Consider the following 19,874-nt stretch of genomic DNA (forward strand, 5'->3'; position numbering starts at 1 on the left):
GGGGCGTTCAGCGCGGGAGGGCGAAGGTCGTCAAGGCCTGCCCGACGGCGAACGTCTGCATGACGGGGCCGCGGGCGGAGACGCGGCGACTGGTGACGGTCCGCAGGAAGGTGCGGCGGCCCGCGGCGAGGTCGTCGAGGTCGGCGTAGCTGATGCCGAACACGTGGGTGGGATCGGCTTCCGTCAGGGCGCCCTGCGGGTCCAGCGTGAGTTCGGCTCCGGGCTCGGAGATCACGAAGCGGACGGTGGCGCCCGCGGCCTGCCAGGCGGGGGCGGCCTTCGCCGCCGCGGACAGGGTGTTCGGGATCTCTTCGGGCGACATGGCCATGCGAAGTCCTTCGCGTTCGTGGGGGAATGGGATCACGTAGGGGCACCGGTTGCCGTGCAGGCGTCGAATTGCGCTGCGGACCCTCTCCGGATGACCGGTGGAATCACGTCCGCGCGGAATGCGGGACGGACCGGAGAGGTCCGGTCCGGAATTCCGTCGGGGCTTCCTCTTTCGCAGCACCGGACAACCGGTTGATCATGAAGCTACCGACCCCGGACCGACCCTGTCCACGAATTCAACCGCCCCTCCACAGGAGTGGAATCCGTCCTCCAGCGGGCGGTAACCGGATGTCCATCGGGGGCGGAATTCCCTGATCCGAATACACGGAAAAGCCGGCCCGCCCTGGCCGGGAAACGCGAAGTGGGCTTGCAGGCGGGGGAGGCTGCAAGCCCACGTTCAGGGGGAACTATCCAGTTTCGCGAAGCCGAAGCCGAGGCCGGGGCCGAAGCCGAAGCCGAGGCCGGGGCCGGGTCAGGCGTCGGCGCCCTGCGGGGCGCGGGTCAGCGACCTCAGCGCGAGGGCGATCACGATGGCGACGGCGGAGCACACGGTCAGGGCGAGGAAGCCGTTGCCGACGCCCGCGGTGGTCGCGTCGGCGACCGAATCCCCGCCGTCGAGGCCGCTGTCCACCGAGGTCATGAGGATGGTGCCGATGACGGCGATGCCGAGGGCGGCGCCGGTCTCGTTGAAGGTGTTCAGCAGCCCGGATCCGACGCCCGACTCCTCCAGCTTGACGTGCGAGGTGCCGATGCCGAACAGCGGGACGAAGCAGGCCGGCAGGCCGGCGCCGATGACCGCCAGAGCGACGATGGTCAGCGCGACACTGTCGCTGCCGGTCGCCAGGATGCCCGTACCGACGAGCTGCAGGGCGGCGCCGAGCACGTACATGCCGCCGAGGCCCAGCGCATTGGCCAGGGCCGGCGCGACCATGGCGACGACGAGGGCCGCCAGGCCCATGGGGAGCAGCGAGAGGCCGGTGACGAAGGCGCTCATCTCGTGGACCCGCTGGAAGTACATGCTGGCCAGGAAGGAGCTGCTGATCATGACGCTGGCCACCAGGAGCAGGCCGACGCTGGACAGCCAGTAGGTGGGCTTGCGCAGCAGGTGCAGCGGGAGCAGCGGGTCGGCCTGTCCGATCTCCATGAAGGTCACCACGGTGAGCAGGACCACGGCGGCGCCGATGCTGCTCCAGGCGGTCGGGTCGCCGAACCCCTCGTGCAGCCGGATCAGGCCGAAGGACAGGGCCGCGAGCCCGGCGGTCGACACGATCGCGGAGGGCAGGCGCAGCTTGCGGCCGTTGCTCGTATTGAGGGCGGGCATGGCGCGCAGGGCGCCGATGAGGGCCGCGATGCTGACCGGGATGTTGATGAGGAAGGCCCAGCGCCAGCTGATCGCCGTGACGATCAGACCGCCCAGGACCACGCCGATGGTCGCGCCGATCACGCCGAGGCCGCTCCAGGCGGTCAGTGCGATCTTGCGCTGCTCCTCGTCCTGGTAGACCGCCAGGATGATGGAGAGGGCGGCCGCGGAGAGCAGTGCGGCTCCGGCGCCCTGGAGGGCGCGGCCCGCGACGAGGAGCTCCTGATTGCCGGCGATGCCGCAGAGCACGGAGGCCACGGCGAAGACCGAGAGGCCGGTGACGAAGGTGCGGCGGCGGCCGAAGACGTCGGAGACGCGGCCGCCGAAGAGCAGCAGGCTGCCGAGCATCAGGACGTACGCGCTGATGGTCCACTGCAGGGCGGTCGGATCGGCGGGCAGTTGGGCCCCGATCGAGGGCAGTGCCACGTTCACGACCGTCGAGTCCAGCATGACCATCAGCTGGGCGACGCCGACCACCACGAGGGTGGTCCAGGGGGCCTTGCCGGGGGCCTGGGCGGGCGCTTCTTCCGCGTCCTGCCCGGCTGTCTGGGGTGCCAGCGTCTGCTCGGTCACCACGTCTCCTTCGTCTGGGGTGTAGCTCTGGGTGCATCTCTGGGTGGAACTTCGCGAAACGAGTAAAAGATGTATGCGAATGCATCGATCTTGATCCGCACAGTACATTCATGCGCCTGCATCGACAAGAGCGGATCGCGAACCTACGATGAGGGGGTGACAGAAACAGCTCTGACCGATCGATGGGTGTCCGTGGCCCGCGCCTGCGCGCAGATCAATCAGGCCGCCGAACGCGTCCTGGCCGAGCACCACGGCCTGTGCGCCAGCGCCTTCGAGATCATGGACGTGATGATGCGCGCCGACGGCTGGATCCGAGCCGGTGAACTCAGCTCCCGCGCCTCCAGAAGCCAGCCACAGGTCTCACGCCTGCTGGCCCAGATGATCAATGCCGGCTATGTCGAGCGAAGGCCGTGCTCCAACGACCGGAGGGGCTTCGACGCCCAGCTCACACCGGCCGGCCGGGAACTCTTCTCTCAGTCCTCCTCCACCATGGAAACGATCCTGCGCGAAATGACCGAAAGCAGCGAGGACGTTCGCAACGTTATCGGCCTTTCCGCCACCCACCAGGCGGACTAGCCGAAGTAGCAAAAGCATCCGCTGACGCCGTCGATCCCCCTGGTAGCGTCCCGGCTCAGCCGCGAATCTTCTGTCCGAACGAGCTACGGATATGAGCTAAGGACAACCGAAGACGGCCGACCGGAGGGGGCGGCCACGCGGTCGCCGTCATCGGGCGGGCCCTGCATGTGCGCGCGATACCTGCGCGCCGGGCCCGTCCCGAACACCCCCTCAGGAAGCTCGGGCACGCGCGGCCGCACCACGGCCCGCCGCGCCCGCGCCGACGGCAGTTGGATACGGGGGAAAACATGCTCCACCAGACGAGGCCGCCTACGCTTTCCGGCAGCCACCCGGCCCACCGGCCGCGCGTGGCGGCCCAGCCCGGCGCACGCAGCGCAGTACTGACACGTGCCAGGACCGGCCCGCCCGGTGCGGTCCGCCCGGGCACCGCGGTCGACCCGAAGGTCTCCTTCCGGCTCCTCGGGCCGCTGGAGATCGTCACCGCCGCCGGACCGCTCCCGCTGCGCGGCATGAACCAGCGCGCGGTCCTCGCCTTCCTACTGCTCCACGCCAACCAAGTGGTCGCCACCGGCGACCTCATGCAGGTCCTGTGGCCCGGCGGGGACGCCCCGCCCACGGCGCGCAAGGTACTGCAGAACACCGTCTCGGCCCTGCGCGGAGTACTGGCCCGCGGCGACATACCCGACCACGTCGCCTCCCTGGTCAGCCAGGCCCCGGGCTACGTGCTCCGGATGGCACCGGAAGCCCTGGACCTGGCCCGGTTCCGGATCCTCGCCGACCGGGGCCGCAGCGCACTGGCCGCCGGACAGCCCGAGAGCGCCTCCCGCTCCCTGCGGGCCGCACTGGGCCTGTGGCGGGGCCGGGCCGGACAGGAACTCGCCGAATCCGGCGTGGACTGGCCCGAGTTGGCGATGGTGGACAGCGCCCGGGCCGCGGCCCTCGAAGACTTCTGCGACGCCGAACTGCGCAACGGACGCCACCACGAGGTGATCCGCTCCCTAGAAGCCACGACGGCCGCCGAGCCCTCCCGGGAGCGCTCGTGCCACCTGCTCATGCTCGCCCTCTACCGCGCGGGCCGCCAGGCCGAGGCCCTGCGGGCGTACGAACGGCTCCAGCAGCAGCTGAGCCGGGACTTCGGCGTCCAGCCGGGCCGCGAAGTACGGGACCTGCACCAGGCGATCATCAACCAGGACCCCGCCCTGCTCCCGGCCGCGGGCACGGACGGCCACGATCTGGACTTCAGCTCGCGGCCCGACCCCGAACTCGACCTGCTCTTCGCCCTGCTGGCCTTCGTCCAGCGCCAGCAGCGCCCGCACGTCGTGACGCTCACCGGAACGACCGGAGTCACCGGAGTCACCGGCGCGGGCATCGCCGGAGGCCACGGCCGGCTGCTCTCCGAGCTCACGAGCCGGCTCCACCAGGACGGCCAGGTCACCGTCTGGCACGTCCGCACCGGCCCGGACGGCGCCGCACTCGGCGACGACCTGCGCGCCGCCCTGCGCCGCGCCACCCCGCACCGCCCGCTGGTGGTGGTCGCCGAGAACCTGCACCTCGTACGGGGCGCGGTCCCGGACTGCGTCGGCGAGGTGATCCGCGAGGCGGGGCGCACCCCGCTGCTCGTGGTGCTGACCGCCCGCGCCGCACCCGATCGCCTCTGGCCGGGCTGGAACGCGGCCGTGCCCTGGTCGACCACCGTGATGGTCTGACACGCGCTCCGGCCCGCTCACCCCCGCCCCGGCCCCCGACATGACGGCGGCCCCGTCCCCCTGAGGGGGCGGGGCCGGCCAGCCGTTGCGGGCGGGGTGGGGATCAGGCCTCGACGACGCCGGACGCCGCGATCTCGATCTTGCCCTTCGTGGAGCCCGAGGGGGAGCCGAGCTTCTCGATCGTGTCGACGATCTCCTGGCCCTCGACGACCTCGCCGAAGACGACGTGCTTGCCGTCGAGCCACGGGGTGAGGACGGTGGTGATGAAGAACTGCGAGCCGTTGGTGTTGCGGCCGGCGTTCGCCATCGACAGGAGGTACTTGCGGTCGTGCTTCAGGGTGAAGTTCTCGTCGGCGAACTTCTCGCCGTAGATGCTCTTGCCGCCCGTGCCGTTGTGGTTGGTGAAGTCACCGCCCTGCAGCATGAACTGGGGGATGACGCGGTGGAAGCCGGAGCCGGCGTAGCCGAAGCCGTTCTGGCCGGTGCACAGCTCGCGGAAGTTCTGGGCGGTCTTCGGGACGACCTCGTCGAAGAGGTTGAAGACGATGCGACCGGCGTCCGCGCCGTCGATCTTGATGTCGAAGAATACGTTGCTCATGGGGTCCATCCTGTCACTCCTCGTGCGGTGCGCGACCCCGAGGGGGCCGCGACGGGGCCCCCGGACGGCTCAGCCCCAGCTCAGACGGCGGCCGGACCGGGTCAGCCGCCCGTACGGGTCCCCGTGCCCTTGGCGGCGTCCAGCGCGTAGACGCAGCGGTCCTTGCTGCACGCGTAGACCACGCCCGCCTCGGCCACCGGGGCGCCCGTGATCTCCCCGCCGGTGGCCAGTTTCCAGCGGAGCTGGCCGCCCGCCGCATCGAGGGTGTACAGGCAGTGGTCGGCCGATCCGAAGTGGACGCGGCCGTCCGCGACCGCCGGGGAACCGGTGATCTCGCCGCCCGCCGCGAACCGCCACTTCGGGGTGCCGGTGACCGCGTCGAGCGTGTACACGGCGCTGCCCGCGGCCAGGTGGACGTTGCCGGCGGCGACCAGAACCGGGTCGGCGGACTGCCGGGGCTCGGTGGCGATGCGCCAGCGGTCCTTGCCGGTGGCCGCGTCCAGGGCGTAGACGGTGCCCAGGTAGTCCGCGAGGTAGACCCCGCCGCCCGTGACGGCCGCGCCGGGGGCGAAGGCCGGGGGTGCGAGGAACACGGCGGGGGCCTCGAAGTGCCAGCGGACCCGGCCCGAGGCCCGGTCGATGGAGATCACCCGGGTGCCGGCGGCGACGTAGACGTTGCCGTCGGGGGCGGGGGTGACCCGTACGGGCACGTTCCCGCAGGAGCCGGCGTCGCCGACCGGATAGGACCAGGACTCGCGGCCGGAGCGGGCGTCCAGGGCGCGCAGCCGGGCGTCCTGCCACACGTAGACCGTGCCATCGTGCAGGACGGGGGCCGCCTCGACGGTCTCGAACTCGCTCTGCGCGCCGGACAGCTCCCACAACTTGTGCCCGCTGGACGACTCCCAGGCCTGTACGCCGCCTCCGCGCGTGGCGGTGACGACGGTGCCCCGGTCGGCGCGCAGGGCGTACACCCAGGCATCGGCGGACAGCCGCCACCGCTCGGAGCCGTCGCCGGCGTCGAGGGCGTAGAGGGAAGGGCCGTCGGAGGCGTGGATGCGCCCGTCGGAGACGGCCATGGACCAGGCGACGTCCCGGGTCTTGAACTGGCGGCGGCCGCTGGCCACGTCCAGGGCGTGCACCTCGAAGGAGGTGACGTAGAGCAGGTCGCCGGCGACGGTCGGGGTGCCCCAGACCTCGTTCGACATCCGGAACCGCCAGGGCCGCCACCGGCCGCTGTCGGGGGCCGGGCCGGGGTTCGGTACGAGGACCGAGGGTGCGGGGCCCGCCACCGGGGTCCCGGCGGGCGGACGGATCCAGCCGGTCGCCGAGTCCGCGGCGGCCGCGTGGGCGGCCGGAGCCGAGGCGGAGGCCTGCGGGCCGGGGCCGATCGGCACCGGGGAACCGCCGAGCCGGACGGGCTCGCCCGAGGGTGCCATCGGGGGGTGCTCGGGCCGCTGCGGGACGGCCTGGCCGGTCCGCGGGTCGGTCCAGGGGTCGGCTCCGCCGCGCCGGCTGCGGTGCGTGGCGGGACCCGATGCGGGACCGGACGCGGGACCGGATGCGGGACCGGATGCGGGACCGACGCTCTGGATGGGTGCGGAGACGCCGGCCCGGGGAAGCGCCGGCTTCGGCGCGGCGGCCGCAGCCGCAGCGGCCGCGGCGTTGCGGTGGCCGGCCCGCCGGGCCTCGATCATCGCGACGGCCCGCTCGGGCAGCCACGCCGAAGCGGTACCGCTCTCGTCGCCGCCCTCGAAGAGGTGCGGGGCGAGCTGCGCCTGCAGGTCGGCCGGGGTCGGCCGCTGCGTGGCGTCCATCTGCATGCAGGAATCGATCAGCGGGCGGAGCTCGTCGGGGAGCCCCTCCAGGTTCGGGCCCTCGCGGAGCAGCATGAAGACCGTCTCCACCGGGTTCGCCCCGTGGTACGGCGGGTGCCCGGTGGCGGCGAAGACCAGCGTGGAGCCGAGCGAGAAGACGTCGCTGGCGCCCTTGACGCTGCGCGAGTCCTTGGCCTGCTCCGGCGACATGTACGCGGGGGTGCCGACGGCGACGTTCGTCATGGTCAGGCGGGTGTTGGAGACCCCGCTGGCGATGCCGAAGTCGATCACGCGCGGGCCGTCCTCGACGACGAGCACGTTGGAGGGCTTCAGGTCGCGGTGGACCAGACCCGCCCCGTGGATCGACTGGAGCGCCTCGGCGATGCCGGCGGCGAGCCACCGTACGGCCTGGGCGGGCATGGGCCCGCACTCGTGGACGATCTCCTCCAGGGAGGGCGCCGGTACGTACGCGGTCGCCAGCCACGGCACCGCCGCGCGCGGGTCGGCGTCGACGACGGCCGCGGTGTAGAAGCCGGAGACGGCGCGGGCCGCCTCCACCTCACGGGTGAAGCGGACGCGGAACAGCTGGTCCTCGGCGAGCTCGGTGCGCACCGTCTTGATCGCCACCCGGCGTCCGGACGCCGACCGGGCGAGATAGACCAGCCCCATGCCGCCGGCGCCGAGCCGTCCCAGCACCTCGAAGGGGCCGATCCGTCTCGGGTCGTGCTGCGTCAGCTGCTCCACCACTCGCCTCCACACCCATCCCCGTACGGGGTCCCTCGCGGTCCCCGCTCTTCCAGCCATCGCCGGTGGCATCGCCGTCATCGCCGTCATGTCACCGGATGCGCGCGAGCCGCCGCGGGTCCCTGCCCCGTGCAGCGTCTCACTCCGGGGGTCGGCCCGGGTCGCGCACCCCCGATTCTGTCAGGCCCGCGCCTGGTCCGGCCCCGGCACGGCGGGTGGTCGTGTACGGGGTGGGGGAACTGCGTACAACCGAAGGGGGGATTCGTGGGTCTAGCCACCAGTTCTACTCATCGGCACCCGGGGGACACATGCGTCACCGTTTGACTTCAGCCATCGTCATCGCCGCGGCAGCGGTCGGCGGGCTGGCCGCGCCCGCGGGGGCGGAGGAGACCCGCCCCGGTTTCTGCTCCAGCGGCAGGATGTTCGCCGATCACGAGGGATCCCTCGTGATCGACGCCATGGAAACGGACAGGAAGCCCGTCGTCCACCTGCGGGACAAGAAGACGGGTCAGCGAGTGGCCACCGTCTCCGAGTTCCGCACCGATCGCCACGAGGACATGCGGGAGGTCGCCTTCATCTCGCAGCCGCTCAAGCTGCCGGCCATCGGGATCTACGGGTTGGAGATCGGATCCGAGGCCGACCACGTCACCTGCGGGGATTTCGACTACCGGCTGCGTACGGAGGTCAAGGACATGTCCGCGACCGACCAGGTCTCCCTCGACAACCTCAAGACCACCGTGTCCGCGGTCGTCACCACCTTCGACCCGCGGACCGCGGTGACCGCCCCGCTCGCGAACACCAAGGTCACGATCAAGAACGAGGCCGTCACCCAGGAGGCGACCACGGATGCGCAGGGCAAGCTGACCTCCCCGTTCACCTTCCGGGGCACGGAGACGTCGAGCCACGTGAGCTTCGGCCTGCAGGCCACCTCGGACATGGACGGAAAGGGGGCATCGTTCGAGGTGCCCGCGGTTCCCCAGAGGGCGGTCATCGCCATCAACCCCGCTTCACAGCCGATCGTGGCACCCCTAGGCGCGATCGCGACGGTCAAGGGCCAGGCACTCAGGATCGCCGCGGACGGCACGCGCAGGCCGGTCCCCGAGGGCACTCCCCTCACCGCTGACTTGACCGGCGCACCCGTCACGAAGGCGGACGGTCGCTTCGAGCGCAAGGTCAAGGTCGACTGGCAGAACACCGTGGAGACCTCCTGGGCGAACGGGAGGTATTACCCGTGGCTGGAGTTCAAGAACCACTCCATCACGGTCAACACCACGGGACAGGTCTCCTTCTCCCAGTACAAGGCGGCGATCGACTCTGCGCGGCGCGTGACCTTCACGGGAGTCCTCGGCTTCAAGCCCGCCCCTTCCGGGATTGTCGGGGACATGCCGGTGACCGCGTGGTACTCGGTGGACGGCAAGACGGGCTGGAAGAAGCGGGGGACGTTCACCGCAGACTTCTCCACCCCGTTCACGCACACGCTGCCGGGCAATTCCGACGGCTACTGGCGGCTGAGTTCCCAGTACGCGATGACCGAGCCGGTCCGCCTGACCCGGACCGCGACGACCTTCACCTACTTCAACGCCGCACCCGAACCGGTCCGCAAGGGCCAGACCTTCACCATCAAGGGCACCCTCCAGCACCAGACCCCCGCGAAGGCCTACGGCGGCCAGACGGTCCTGTTCTACTTCCGGCCCACCGGAAGCAAGGGTTTCATCTACCAGGGCCACTCCGTGACCGCCGCGAACGGCACCTTCGTCCACCCCTTCAAGGCCGACCGCACCGGCACCTGGATCGCCCGCTACCGCGACGCCGACGGCAAGCACTTCAACGCCGAAAGCCGCCAGGACGACCTCGTCGTCAACCCGTAAGCCCTTAACCCGTACGGACGCCCCCCGCAGGAAAGGCCGACCGGCCTTACCTGCGGGAAAAGGCGTACAACCCCTGGGGGGTGTCGCGGGTCTAACAGCCGTTCAGCTCGTCAAAGTCCGGGGGAATCCGTGCGTCACCGTTTGACCTCAGCCGTCGTCGTCGCCACAGCGCTGCTCGCGGGCCTGGCCGTGCCGGGGTCGGTGCATGCCGCATCGGATGCATCCATCGCAACGTATGCGGCCGGCGCCTCCGGCGCGGCCACTGCTTGCCCGCCGGACATGTCCGCCACCCAGGACGGGTCCCTCAGCGTCTTCAGCGCGCAGGACGGGACGGGCGTGCCCGAGGGCCTCGTCGTCCACCTGCGGGACAAGAAAACGGGTCTGCGCGTCGCCACCGTCGACACGTTCCGCAAGGTGACCGACCCGGAGGGCATCTTCCCCGACTTCCAGCTGGTCTCGGAGCCGCTCAAGCCGGCCGCCCTCGGCATCTACGCGCTCGAAGTCGGCTCCGAAGCCGACCCCGCCAGCTGTGGGGACTTCGACTACCGGCTGCGTTCGGTGGTCAGCAAGGTCGATGCGGCGGACGGAGTGTCCCTCGACAACCTCAAGACCACCGTGTCGGCGGACGTCACCACCCTCGACCCGCGGACCGGGGCGAGCGCCCCGCTCAAGAACGCCAAGGTCCGTCTCACCGCCGACCGCACCTCGCAGGAGGCGACCACGGACGCGCAGGGCCACCTGTCCGCCCCGTTCACCTTCCGGGGCACCGAGAACCACACCGACGTGCGCGTCGACGTCCTGGACACCCCGGACATCAAGGCCGGGGGGCGCACGGAAACCGCCCGCGCGGTCCGCCAGAAGGCCGAGATCGTCCTCGACCCCGAGTCCCGGAAGATCAAGGCCCGCTACGGTTCGACGGCCAAGCTCACGGGCCAGGCCGTCAGGATCGCCGCGGACGGCACCCGCAAGCCCGTCCCCGCAGGCACGCCGATGCTCGCGGACCTCACCGGCGAGCCCAAGACGACGGCGGACGGCCGGTTCGAGCGACAGCTGCTGATGTCCCGCAGCGGCCCGGTGAAGACCACGTGGGCGGGCGGCAAGTCCCCGTGGCTGCACTACGTGATCGCCAGTACGGAGGCCGAGGTCGTCGAGGTCAGCTACTTCGCGGACGTCAAGGCCACCGTCGACGCCACCGGCGTGAAGTTCACCGGGGGCCTCGCCCACAGGCCCCTCAGCCAGGCCCCCACCCTCCTCGAGGTGCAGTACTCGGCCGACGGCAAGACGGACTGGAAGACGCGCCACGTCTTCACCGTGGACTTCGCCTCCGCCCGGTTCGACCAGACGCTGCCGGGCGTGGGCGAGAGCGACGGCTACTGGCGGCTGCGGTACGCCGCCGCGCCCAGCATGCAGGGCTCCGTCACCGAGCCGGTCCGGCTGACCCGGACGGCGACGGCCTTCACCTACTTCAACGCCGCCCCCGAGCCGGTCCGCAAGGGCCAGACCTTCACCATCAAGGGCACTCTCCAGCACGAGACCCCGGCGAAGCCGTACGAGGGCCAGACGGTGCAGTTCTACTTGCAGCCCGTCGGCAGCCAGGACTACGTCTACCGGGGCGAGGCCAAGACCGGCGCGGACGGCAAGTTCGTCCAGACGTTCACCGCCGACGAGACCGGCGCCTGGATCGTCCGCTACGGCGACTCCGACGGCAAGCACTTCAACGCCGAGAGCCGCCGCGACGACCTCACGGTGAACCCGTAACCCGTGACCCCGTAAGCAGGCCGCTCGCCGGCACTCGCACCGGCAGCCGTTCCGCCCGCTCGACGGTCATCGTCGCGAGCAACCAGTCCTTGGGGGGACCCTGTGAAGCACATGCGCTAAACCACCGCACTCGCGGTCACCGCCGCCGTCCTCGGCGGCATGCTCCTCGCTCCGGGCACGGCGTACGCCGCCGACCAGGATTTCTACATCACGGCCACCGCGGAAGGCGTACGGATCGATGTGGTCCGCGGCCAGGGCATGGGGCCCGTGGTCCACCTGCGGGCGAAGGGCTCCCAGACCCGCGTCCAGACCATCAAGGACTTCTCGTACACGGAGAGCGATTCGTCGTCGACGGAGGGGTCCTTCACCTCCGGCCCGGTGAAGCTCGACAAGCTCGGGCTCTACACCGTCGACGTCGAGTACTGGGGCACCGAGGGCGAGCAGCTCGTGCTCAAGGACGCGGCCACCCTCAACTACGCCCTCAAGCCCGTCCTCAGCGGCATCACCAGCTCGAAGGCGGTCAACCTCGACAGCCTGGGCACTACCGTCGAGGCGGACCTCCAGGGCCTCGACCCGCGCGACGGCAAGCAGGTCCCCCTGGTCAACGCGCGGGTCAACGTCGGGGTCTCGGGGAGGTCCGTCACCGCGACCACCGACGGCCGGGGCCACATCAAGGCGCCCATCACCTTCACGGGGACCGAGGCCGACGCCCAGGTCCATCTGAACCACACGACCGCGAGCGGCCTCTCCGTCTGGGGAAAGACCGACGTCCCGGTGGCGGCCCAGGCCGTGAAGATCGAGCTGGACCCGGGCTCCCACGCCGTGTCCGTGCCGGAGAACGGCACGGTCCCGGTCAAGGGCTCGGTGAAGCGGGTCTCGGCCAACGGCACGCTCAAGCCGGTGGCGACGCTCATGGCCCTCAACTCAATGACCCCGTTCAAGAGCACCGCGGACGGCCGCTTCTCCACCAGCTTCAAGGCGGATGACGACCGGACGGTCGTGGTCACGACGGGTCGTCAGATCTGGCTCGACCAGAAGACGTCCGACTCCGTGGTGGCCGACGTCCCCGCGGACGTGCACTTCCCCGGGGAGCCCACCGAACAGTACGGGCGGGGGATCCCGTGGACGGTCCGGTTCAACCAGTACGCGACTCTGTACCACACGAAGGTGCACTCGGGCCCGAAGCTACCGACCGGCGGTCCCGTCGAGATCCAGTTCTCGCCGGACGGCAAGGTCTGGACCACTCGTAAGACCTTCGTGGCCACCTTCGACGCCCGCTTCGACCACACCGTGCCCGCGGAGCGCGGGTACTGGCGACTGCGGTACGCGGGCAAGGACATGCCGCAGAGCACCTCGGAAGTCCTCACAATCACTCGCGTCGTGCCCACGTTCTCCGAATTCAACGCCCATCCCGAGCCGGTCAAGCGCGGTGGGCAGCTGACCGTACAGGGCCGGCTGAACGAGCTCAACGGCCCGGCCACGCCGGTCGCCCGCGCCACGGTCGGCGTCTTCTTCCGGGCGACGGGCAGCAGCGAGTGGATCCGGGTCGGGGCCACGACCACCGATGCCCGCGGCGCCTTCAAGAAGGCGTTCGTCGCGGACCGCAGTGGCGACTGGAAGGCGGTGACGTCCATGGACTCCTCCTGGGTGCGTGCCGAGAGCCGCGTGGACTCGGTCGACGTCACCGGCTGACCCGGCGGACGGCCTCGTACGGGGCCCCGTACGGCCGGCCCAGCCGCCCGGCCTAGCCGCCCGTCCTCGTCCGCGGCTCCGAGAGGAGCCCGAAGACCGCGCCCTGGTTGTCCGCGACCACCGCGATGCGCCCGTACGGGGTGTCGAAGGGGTCGGCGGTGACCCGGCCGCCGAGGCGCTGCACCATCGCCACGGACTGGTCGCAGTCCGGGACGGCGAAGTACGCGAGGAAGTGCGCGGGCATGATCTCCGGGAAGGCGTCGGTGATCAGGCTGCGCCCCAGGACGGCGGTCTCCGAGCCGGGCGCTTTGCCGGGCGGGGACCAGACGCGGTACTCGATGCCCGACTCGTCGTCGTTCTGGTCCTCGGGGACGTAGCCGAAGACCTTGGCGTAGAAGACGTCCACGGCGTCGCGGGCCCGGGTGTACACCTCGGACCAGCAGTACGTGTAAGGCTCGTTCTGGGCGTCGAAACCGTGGTGGGTGCCGGGCTGCCACAGGCCGAAGACGGCCCCACCGGGGTCGGCGGCCATCGCGGCGGTCCCGTAGGGGCCGACCGGCATCGGGTCCATCACCATCTGGCCGCCGGCGGCGCGGATGCGCTGGGCGCAGGCGTACGCGTCGGTGGTGTAGAGGTAGATCCCCCAGACGGTCGGCATCCGGCCGTCGGGCTTGGGGGCGAGGGCGGCGACGTTGCGGCCGCGGCTGTAGGCCTGGGTGTAGTGGCCGTACTCGGCTCCCGCGCTGTCGGCGAAGGTCCACCCGAAGAGCTCACCGTAGAAGCGCTTGCCGGCTTCCACGTCCGGCAGGGAGGCGTCGACCCAGCAGGGTGAGCCTTCCGCGAATGCGGCCATGAGCCCGGTTCCTTCCGTTGTGCGGGGGTGTGCAAGGGTGTGCACCCTCCGCGCACGTTCCGCCTCGCTCGCCAGCCATGTCCTCCGGATCATGATGTGCCCGAAAACTTGTCCACAGCCTGTTGATAAGACTATTCGGGGGATAGGGTTCGAAGCCGGACGGCGCGCCCAGGGGGCGGGCGCGGCCGGAATCGGTCGTGGTGACGGGCCGGGGCGGGCGTACGCCCAGGCCAGGCGTCCCGTAACCCCATTTGCAGGCGGCCGAATCGCGCGCCGATCACCCCTCGGTAAGCTGACGGCATGACAGGACAAGTACGCACCGTCGACGGCCGCGTTGCCGGCCGGCGCGGTCAGGCGACGAGGCAGAAGCTGCTCGACTGCCTCAGCGAGATGCTCAGCTCCTCGCCGTACCGCGACGTCAAAGTGATCGACGTCGCCCGCAAGGCCGGTACCTCCCCCGCGACCTTCTACCAGTACTTCCCGGACGTCGAAGGTGCCGTCCTGGAGATCGCGGAGCGCATGGCCAACGAGGGCGCACAGCTGACCTCGCTGGTCGAGGGGCGCGCGTGGGTCGGCAAGGCGGGCTGGGCTGCGGCCGAGGAACTCGTGGACGGCTTCCTGGAGTTCTGGCGGCGCAACGACGCCATCCTGCGGGTCGTCGACCTCGGTGCGGCCGAGGGCGACAAGCGGTTCTACAAGATCCGCATGAAGATCCTCAACTCCGTCACCAACTCCCTCACGGAGTCGATGAAGGAGCTCCAGGCCAAGGGCAAGGTCGACAAGGACGTGAGCCCGGCGGCGATGGCCGGCTCGCTGGTCGCCATGCTCGCGGCGGTCGCCTCGCACCAGAAGGGGTTCCAGACCTGGGGCGTCAAGCAGGCGGAGCTGAAGCCGAACCTGGCGCTCCTGGTCCACCTGGGCATCACGGGCAAGAAGCCGACGAAGTAGGCGGCGGACCCCCACCGGGTCCGCCGCGCCTTCGGGGCCGCCGCTCAAGCCGCCGCCCTTACGGGACTTCGGCCACGGCACTTCGGCCACGGGACTTCGACCACGGGACTTCCGCCGCGATCAGCGACGCTCCAGGCGGAACAACCGGATCTCGCGCTCGATGCGCGCCTGGTACGTCGCGTACGGCGGCCAGAACTTCAGCACCGCCTGCCACGCCGCCGCGCGTTCCTCACCCGCCAGCAGGCGGGCGCGTACGGCGATGTCCTGACCCTTCCAACTCACGTCCGCGTCAGGGTTCTTGAGCAGGTTCCCGGTCCACGCCGGGTGTCCGGGGCGGCCGAAGTTCGAGCCGATCAGCAGCCAGCTCACCCCGTCCTGCTCCGGCATGCACGCGAGCGGGGTGGTGCGCGGTTCGCCGGTCTTGGCTCCCTTGGCGGTCAGGATCACGCCGGGGAGCATCTGGGCGCTGAGGATGACCTTGCCGCGGGTCAGCTTGTGCACCGCCTTGTCCATGGCGGGGATGAAGTGCGGTGCGATCTTGGCGAACAGCATGGTCGAGGAGACCTTCTGCATCAGCTTGACTCCGGGCGCCATCAGACGGCCACCTTCTCGTTCCGTGGGGCGGGGGCAGGGGCTGGTGCGGGTACGGATGCGGATGCAGATGCGGGGGCCGCGGGGGCGAACAGCCCGGCGGCTTCCGCTGCGTGGGCGCGCAGTCGGTGGACGGGGCCGAAGAGCAGTTCGTCGGCGGCCGCCCGCTTGAAGTAGAGGTGTGCGTCGTGCTCCCAGGTGAAGCCGATGCCGCCGTGCAGCTGGATGGCTTCGCCTGCGGTGATCCGCAGCGCTTCCAGGGCCTGGGCCAGGGCGAGTCCGCCCTGTTCCGGGTCCCAGGCGGCGTAGTAGGCGGCGGAGCGGGCCGCCTGGACCTGTACGTAGAGGTCGGCGAGGCGGTGTTTGACCGCCTGGAACGAGCCGATGGCCCGGCCGAACTGCTCGCGCTGCCGTACGTACTCCACGGTGCGGGCGAGCGCCTGCCCGGCCGCGCCGACCGCCTCGGCGGCCAGGACCGCCGCGGCGCCGCGTCCGGTGGCGGCGAGGGCTCCGGCCATGTCGGCGTCCTCGGCTCCCAGCAACTCCGCTTCGACGTCGCGGAGTTCGATGCGGCCCTGCGGGCGGGTCTCGTCCAGGGTGGTCTGCCGCGCCCGTACGAGGCCGGGCGCGTCCTCCCGTACGAGGAACAGCAGCGTGCGGCTGCGGGCGAACCCTCCCGCGTGCGCGGCGACCAGCAGCAGCGAGGCGCTGTGCCCGTCGAGCACCTGGGCGACCTCCCCGTACAGCCGCCAGCCGCCGTCCACGGCGCGGGCCTGCACCCCGCCGGCCCGGCCGCCGCCGGCCCATTCGCCCGGGGCGTTGTCCCCGGTCAGCGCGAGGGCGGTGGCCAGGGCCGGGCCGGGTACGGCGAGCGTGGCCGTGAGCCCGCCCGCCGCGAGCGGCGGGAGCAGGGTGGAGCGCTGGTCGCCGGTCCCCAGGGCGGTGATCAGCGGCACGGCGAGCGCGGCGGTGGCCAGCAGTGGCGAGGGCAGCAGCACCCGCCCGGTCTCCTCGCAGGCCAGGACCAGGTCGGCGGCGGCGCAGCCGACGCCCCCGTACTCCTCGGCCACGGCGATGCCCGGCAGTCCGAGCTGCCGGGCGAGCTGCTGCCACAGCTCGCGGTCGTGTCCGGCGGCGGTGCGGACGGCGGCCTTGACCTCGTCCGGGCCGCAGCGTTTGCCCAGGATCTCGCGCAGGGTACGGCGCATCTCGTCCTGCTCCGCGGTGAAGGCGGCATCCATCGTCGGGCTCCTCCCCGTATCTGACGGGCCGTCATGTTAGGGCGAGCGACGCCAGAAGCACAGGGGGCGGACCCTCCGAAGCCGATCGCAGAAGCCGATCGCCCGAGCCGGCCGCCCGACCCATCGCGCGCACGCGCCCCTCAGAAGCGGGTGGCGATCCCGAAGACCCGGCGGAGCTGGGCCATGCTCCCGACCGTCCGGGGCCGCCCCCACGCCGACCCGACAGCCTCCCCGCCACCCCGCCCCGCCTCACCCCCCTAGCATCTGACGCTCCGTCAGTTGTACCGTCTCCTCATGCCTGGACCCCTCACCGCCTCCGCCACCGCCACCGCCGGCCCTCAGGCCCGGCCCCGCCGGGTCGCCGTCGTCGGCGTCGCCCTCTCGGACTGCGGCCGGGTGGACGGCCCCACCCCGTACGCCCTGCACGCGCAGGCCGCCCGCCGTGCCCTGGCCGACTCCGGCCTGGACCGGTCGGTGATCGACGGCTTCGCCTCGGCCGGCCTCGGCATCCTGGCGCCCGTGGAGGTCGCCGAGTACCTGGGCCTGCGCCCCACCTGGGTCGACTCCACCTCGGTCGGCGGCTCCACCTGGGAGGTCATGGCCGCCCACGCCGCCGACGCCATCGCGGCCGGCCACGCCAACGCGGTCCTCCTCGTCTACGGATCCACCGCACGCGCCGACATCAAGGCCCGCCGCCGGACCTCGAACCTCTCCTTCGGGGCGCGGGGACCGCTGCAGTTCGAGGTCCCGTACGGGCACACGCTGGTCTCCAAGTACGCGATGGCCGCGCGCCGCCACATGCACGAGTACGGCACGACGCTGGAGCAGCTCGCCGAAGTGGCGGTGCAGGCGCGGGCGAACGCCGCCACCAACCCGGACGCGATGTTCCGCGACCCGATCACGGTCGACGACGTCCTGTCCTCCGGCATGATCGCGGACCCCTTCACGAAGCTGAACTGCTGCATCCGCTCGGACGGCGGCTGCGCGGTCCTGCTGGCCGCGGAGGACTACGTACCGGACACCGCCAAGGAGCCCGTCTGGATCCTCGGCTCCGGCACCGCCGTCTCGCACACCACGATGTCGGAGTGGGAGGACTTCACCGTCTCCCCCGCGGCGGTCTCGGGCCGCCAGGCCTTCGCCCGCGCCGGGCTCACCCCGGCCGACGTCGACCTCGCCGAAATCTACGACGCCTTCACCTATATGACCCTGGTCACCCTGGAGGACCTGGGCTTCTGCGCAAAGGGCGAGGGCGGCGCATTCGTGGAGAAAGGCCGCCTCCTGCGGGACGGCGAATTCCCGGTCAATACGGACGGCGGCGGACTCTCCGCCTGCCATCCCGGCATGCGCGGCCTGTTCTTGTTGGTCGAGGCCGTACGCCAACTGCGCGGCGAGGCGGGCGCCGGCCAGGTCCGCAAACCAGGCGGAAACCTCCCACAAGTGGCCCTCGCCTCGGGCACGGGCGGCTGGTTCTGTTCCTCGGGCACGATCATTCTCGGACGGGACTGACTCCTTGTCGGTCGGGCTGCGTAAGCTCCCGGAGGGGCCGGCACCTCGATGCCCACGGCCCCTTCGGGGAATCTCCAGCCATCACGGGAACTGACTTGATATCGAACCTGCTGCGGCGCTCGCGCGCCGCTCTCGCCATCACCGTCGCCACCGGCGCCCTCGTCGCGGTCGCCTCGCCCGCCCAGGCAGTCACCGGACCGCCGACCCTCGCCAAGTCGGCCTTCGTCATGGACGGCACCACGGGCGCCACGATCGCCAACAAGCTCGGCGACACCAAGCTCGAGGGCGCCAGCACCACGAAGATCATGACGGCCCTGGTCGTCCTCACCTCGCCGGGCATCGACCTCAACAAGAAGGTCACCGTCCAGCAGGAGTACCTGGACTACGTCGTCCGCGAGGGCGCGAGCACGGCCCGCCTGAAGGCCGGCGCCACCCCCACGGTCCGCCAGCTCCTCTACGGGATGATGCTGCCCTCGGGCTGCGACGCGGCCTACGCGCTCGCCGACACCTTCGGCTCGGGCTCGAGCCGGTCGGCCCGCATCCTGGACTTCATCGCGAAGATGAACGCCAAGGCGAAGACCCTCGGCATGACCAACACGTACTACGACGCCTTCGACGGCATCTCGCAGCACGGCAACAACAAGATCACCGCGCGCGACCTGGCGAAGCTCACCCGCGCCGCGATGAAGGGCTCCACCTTCAAGGCGATCGTCAAGACCACCTCGTACAGCACCGGCGGCACCTCCACCTCCGCCACCTGGACGAACACCAACCTGCTGATCACGCCCGGCCACCCGTACCAGACCCCGGGCGCCATCGGCGTCAAGACGGGTAGCGGCTCGGTTGCCGGCCAGTGCCTCGTCTTCTCCGTGACCCGCAACGGCAAGACCATCGTCGGCGTCCTGCTGAACACCACGGACCGCTACCCGGACGCGATCAAGCTCACCGACTGGGCCCTCGGCCCGGCCGCCGGTGCCGCCACGCTCAAGCGCAGCACCACCGCCGAGCCCATCCCGGACATCCTCGACTGATGTCGTGACGCCGTGACGTCCTGACGTCCTGACGTCCTGACGTCCTGACGTCCTGACGCACTCCGGACGCACTCCGGACGCATTCGGACACCCACGGGGGCGCTCCCCCCGACCGAACAGGTCGGGCGGAGCGCCCCCGTTCCGCGTTGCTGCTGGTACTGCTAGTACTGCCAGCGGGGCTGCGTGCCGTCCATCCGGCAGTAGATCATCCGCCGGTTCGCGGCGTGGGTGGAGCGTCCGAGGTCGGCCTTGCGGCAGAACTGGCCGGCGTTGTAGCAGTTCCCGGCGTTGGAGACGATCTCGCAGACCCCGCTCGGGGGCTCCTGCGGCGTCTTGGTGGCGACCGGGGGCTTCGCCGTACTCCGGCTGGGAGTCGGGGCCGGCTTCGGGTCCGCGGGTGCCGGGGCCCGGGTCTGCGGCGGAGCCTTCGTCGGCGTCGGCGTGGGCGTGGGAGTCGGCGTCGGAGTCGGCGCCGCGGAGGTGGGCGGCGGCGAGGTCGCCGGTGCGGAGGTGGTGGCGCCGGCCGTTGCCGACACGGGTCCGGACGGGACGGAGGAGGCCCCGCCACCCCCCGGCGCGGGCCCGCAGGCCACCGCGACACCGGCAACGACCAGGGCCACCAGGGCTCTTCGTATGCCGCCGACTCTGACGCCGCTGCTGTTATCCATTCCTACGTCTCCCCACGCTC

The 19,874-nt window shown here is 71.2% G+C and carries 16 protein-coding genes; 8 read left to right on the forward strand and 8 right to left on the reverse strand.

The window, feature by feature from the left end; translation table 11 throughout:
- Positions 1–7: 7 nt before the first annotated feature.
- Together ACFVX6_RS16945 and ACFVX6_RS16950 are read right to left on the reverse strand one after the other, a co-directional pair.
- A complete protein-coding gene (locus tag ACFVX6_RS16945) occupies positions 8–328 on the reverse strand; it encodes a hypothetical protein (protein ID WP_389692118.1) in 321 nt (106 codons plus the stop codon).
- A 471-nt stretch (positions 329–799) separates the two neighbouring features.
- On the reverse strand, positions 800–2,260 hold the full coding sequence (locus ACFVX6_RS16950; RefSeq protein ID WP_389692120.1) for an MFS transporter: 1,461 nt from the start codon (positions 2,258–2,260) through the stop codon (positions 800–802).
- A gap of 156 nt (positions 2,261–2,416) precedes the next feature.
- Between ACFVX6_RS16950 and ACFVX6_RS16955 the strand changes: the two genes are divergently transcribed.
- Together ACFVX6_RS16955 and ACFVX6_RS16960 are read left to right on the forward strand one after the other, a co-directional pair.
- Positions 2,417–2,836: a MarR family winged helix-turn-helix transcriptional regulator gene (locus ACFVX6_RS16955; RefSeq protein ID WP_389692122.1), complete on the forward strand. Its 420-nt coding sequence runs from the start codon at positions 2,417–2,419 to the stop codon at positions 2,834–2,836.
- Between the two features lie 287 nt (positions 2,837–3,123).
- The gene (locus tag ACFVX6_RS16960) at positions 3,124–4,542 is read left to right on the forward strand and encodes a BTAD domain-containing putative transcriptional regulator (RefSeq protein WP_389692124.1); all 1,419 of its coding nucleotides are present in this window, start codon (positions 3,124–3,126) and stop codon (positions 4,540–4,542) included.
- A gap of 103 nt (positions 4,543–4,645) precedes the next feature.
- Here ACFVX6_RS16960 and ACFVX6_RS16965 read toward each other — a convergent pair whose 3' ends face one another.
- Positions 4,646–5,140, reverse strand: a complete 495-nt coding sequence (locus ACFVX6_RS16965) for a peptidylprolyl isomerase (RefSeq protein WP_389692126.1) — start codon at positions 5,138–5,140, stop codon at positions 4,646–4,648.
- A gap of 101 nt (positions 5,141–5,241) precedes the next feature.
- Complete coding sequence (locus tag ACFVX6_RS16970) at positions 5,242–7,698, reverse strand: PQQ-binding-like beta-propeller repeat protein (protein WP_389692128.1); 2,457 nt, start codon at positions 7,696–7,698, stop codon at positions 5,242–5,244.
- Between the two features lie 320 nt (positions 7,699–8,018).
- On the opposite strand from ACFVX6_RS16970, the gene ACFVX6_RS16975 reads away from it, so the two are divergent.
- From ACFVX6_RS16975 to ACFVX6_RS16985, 3 genes are all read left to right on the forward strand, one after another.
- The gene (locus tag ACFVX6_RS16975; RefSeq protein WP_389692130.1) at positions 8,019–9,566 is read left to right on the forward strand and encodes a hypothetical protein; all 1,548 of its coding nucleotides are present in this window, start codon (positions 8,019–8,021) and stop codon (positions 9,564–9,566) included.
- Positions 9,567–9,845: 279 nt separating this feature from the next.
- The gene (locus ACFVX6_RS16980; RefSeq protein WP_389692132.1) at positions 9,846–11,324 is read left to right on the forward strand and encodes a hypothetical protein; all 1,479 of its coding nucleotides are present in this window, start codon (positions 9,846–9,848) and stop codon (positions 11,322–11,324) included.
- A gap of 159 nt (positions 11,325–11,483) precedes the next feature.
- Positions 11,484–13,016 (forward strand): hypothetical protein, encoded by a 1,533-nt coding sequence (locus ACFVX6_RS16985; RefSeq protein WP_389692134.1) that lies wholly within the window; start codon positions 11,484–11,486, stop codon positions 13,014–13,016.
- Positions 13,017–13,068: 52 nt separating this feature from the next.
- Here ACFVX6_RS16985 and ACFVX6_RS16990 read toward each other — a convergent pair whose 3' ends face one another.
- On the reverse strand, positions 13,069–13,869 hold the full coding sequence (locus ACFVX6_RS16990) for a VOC family protein (protein ID WP_389692136.1): 801 nt from the start codon (positions 13,867–13,869) through the stop codon (positions 13,069–13,071).
- 300 nt (positions 13,870–14,169) lie between these two features.
- Between ACFVX6_RS16990 and ACFVX6_RS16995 the strand changes: the two genes are divergently transcribed.
- Positions 14,170–14,817 carry a TetR family transcriptional regulator gene (locus ACFVX6_RS16995; protein WP_250742709.1) on the forward strand — a complete coding sequence of 216 codons (648 nt, stop codon included), beginning with the start codon at positions 14,170–14,172 and terminating at the stop codon, positions 14,815–14,817.
- A gap of 120 nt (positions 14,818–14,937) precedes the next feature.
- On the opposite strand, the gene ACFVX6_RS17000 is transcribed toward ACFVX6_RS16995, so the two are convergent.
- The gene (locus tag ACFVX6_RS17000) at positions 14,938–15,411 is read right to left on the reverse strand and encodes a nitroreductase family deazaflavin-dependent oxidoreductase (protein ID WP_250742710.1); all 474 of its coding nucleotides are present in this window, start codon (positions 15,409–15,411) and stop codon (positions 14,938–14,940) included.
- Entirely contained in the window at positions 15,411–16,649 is a 1,239-nt protein-coding gene (locus ACFVX6_RS17005) for an acyl-CoA dehydrogenase family protein (protein ID WP_389692139.1), read from the reverse strand. The genes ACFVX6_RS17000 and ACFVX6_RS17005 overlap by 1 nt, the downstream gene beginning before the upstream one ends.
- Before the next feature lie 294 nt (positions 16,650–16,943).
- Between ACFVX6_RS17005 and ACFVX6_RS17010 the strand changes: the two genes are divergently transcribed.
- Both ACFVX6_RS17010 and ACFVX6_RS17015 read left to right on the forward strand, forming a co-directional pair.
- Positions 16,944–18,155, forward strand: a complete 1,212-nt coding sequence (locus ACFVX6_RS17010; RefSeq protein WP_389692141.1) for an acetyl-CoA acetyltransferase — start codon at positions 16,944–16,946, stop codon at positions 18,153–18,155.
- 95 nt (positions 18,156–18,250) lie between these two features.
- Positions 18,251–19,186 carry a D-alanyl-D-alanine carboxypeptidase family protein gene (locus ACFVX6_RS17015; protein ID WP_389692143.1) on the forward strand — a complete coding sequence of 312 codons (936 nt, stop codon included), beginning with the start codon at positions 18,251–18,253 and terminating at the stop codon, positions 19,184–19,186.
- Between the two features lie 161 nt (positions 19,187–19,347).
- Here ACFVX6_RS17015 and ACFVX6_RS17020 read toward each other — a convergent pair whose 3' ends face one another.
- A complete protein-coding gene (locus ACFVX6_RS17020) occupies positions 19,348–19,854 on the reverse strand; it encodes a hypothetical protein (RefSeq protein WP_389692145.1) in 507 nt (168 codons plus the stop codon).
- Positions 19,855–19,874: the final 20 nt, after the last annotated feature.

Origin of the sequence: Streptomyces sp. NPDC058289 (assembly GCF_042880975.1) — a bacterium.
GTDB lineage: Bacteria > Actinomycetota > Actinomycetes > Streptomycetales > Streptomycetaceae > Streptomyces > Streptomyces stoeckheimensis.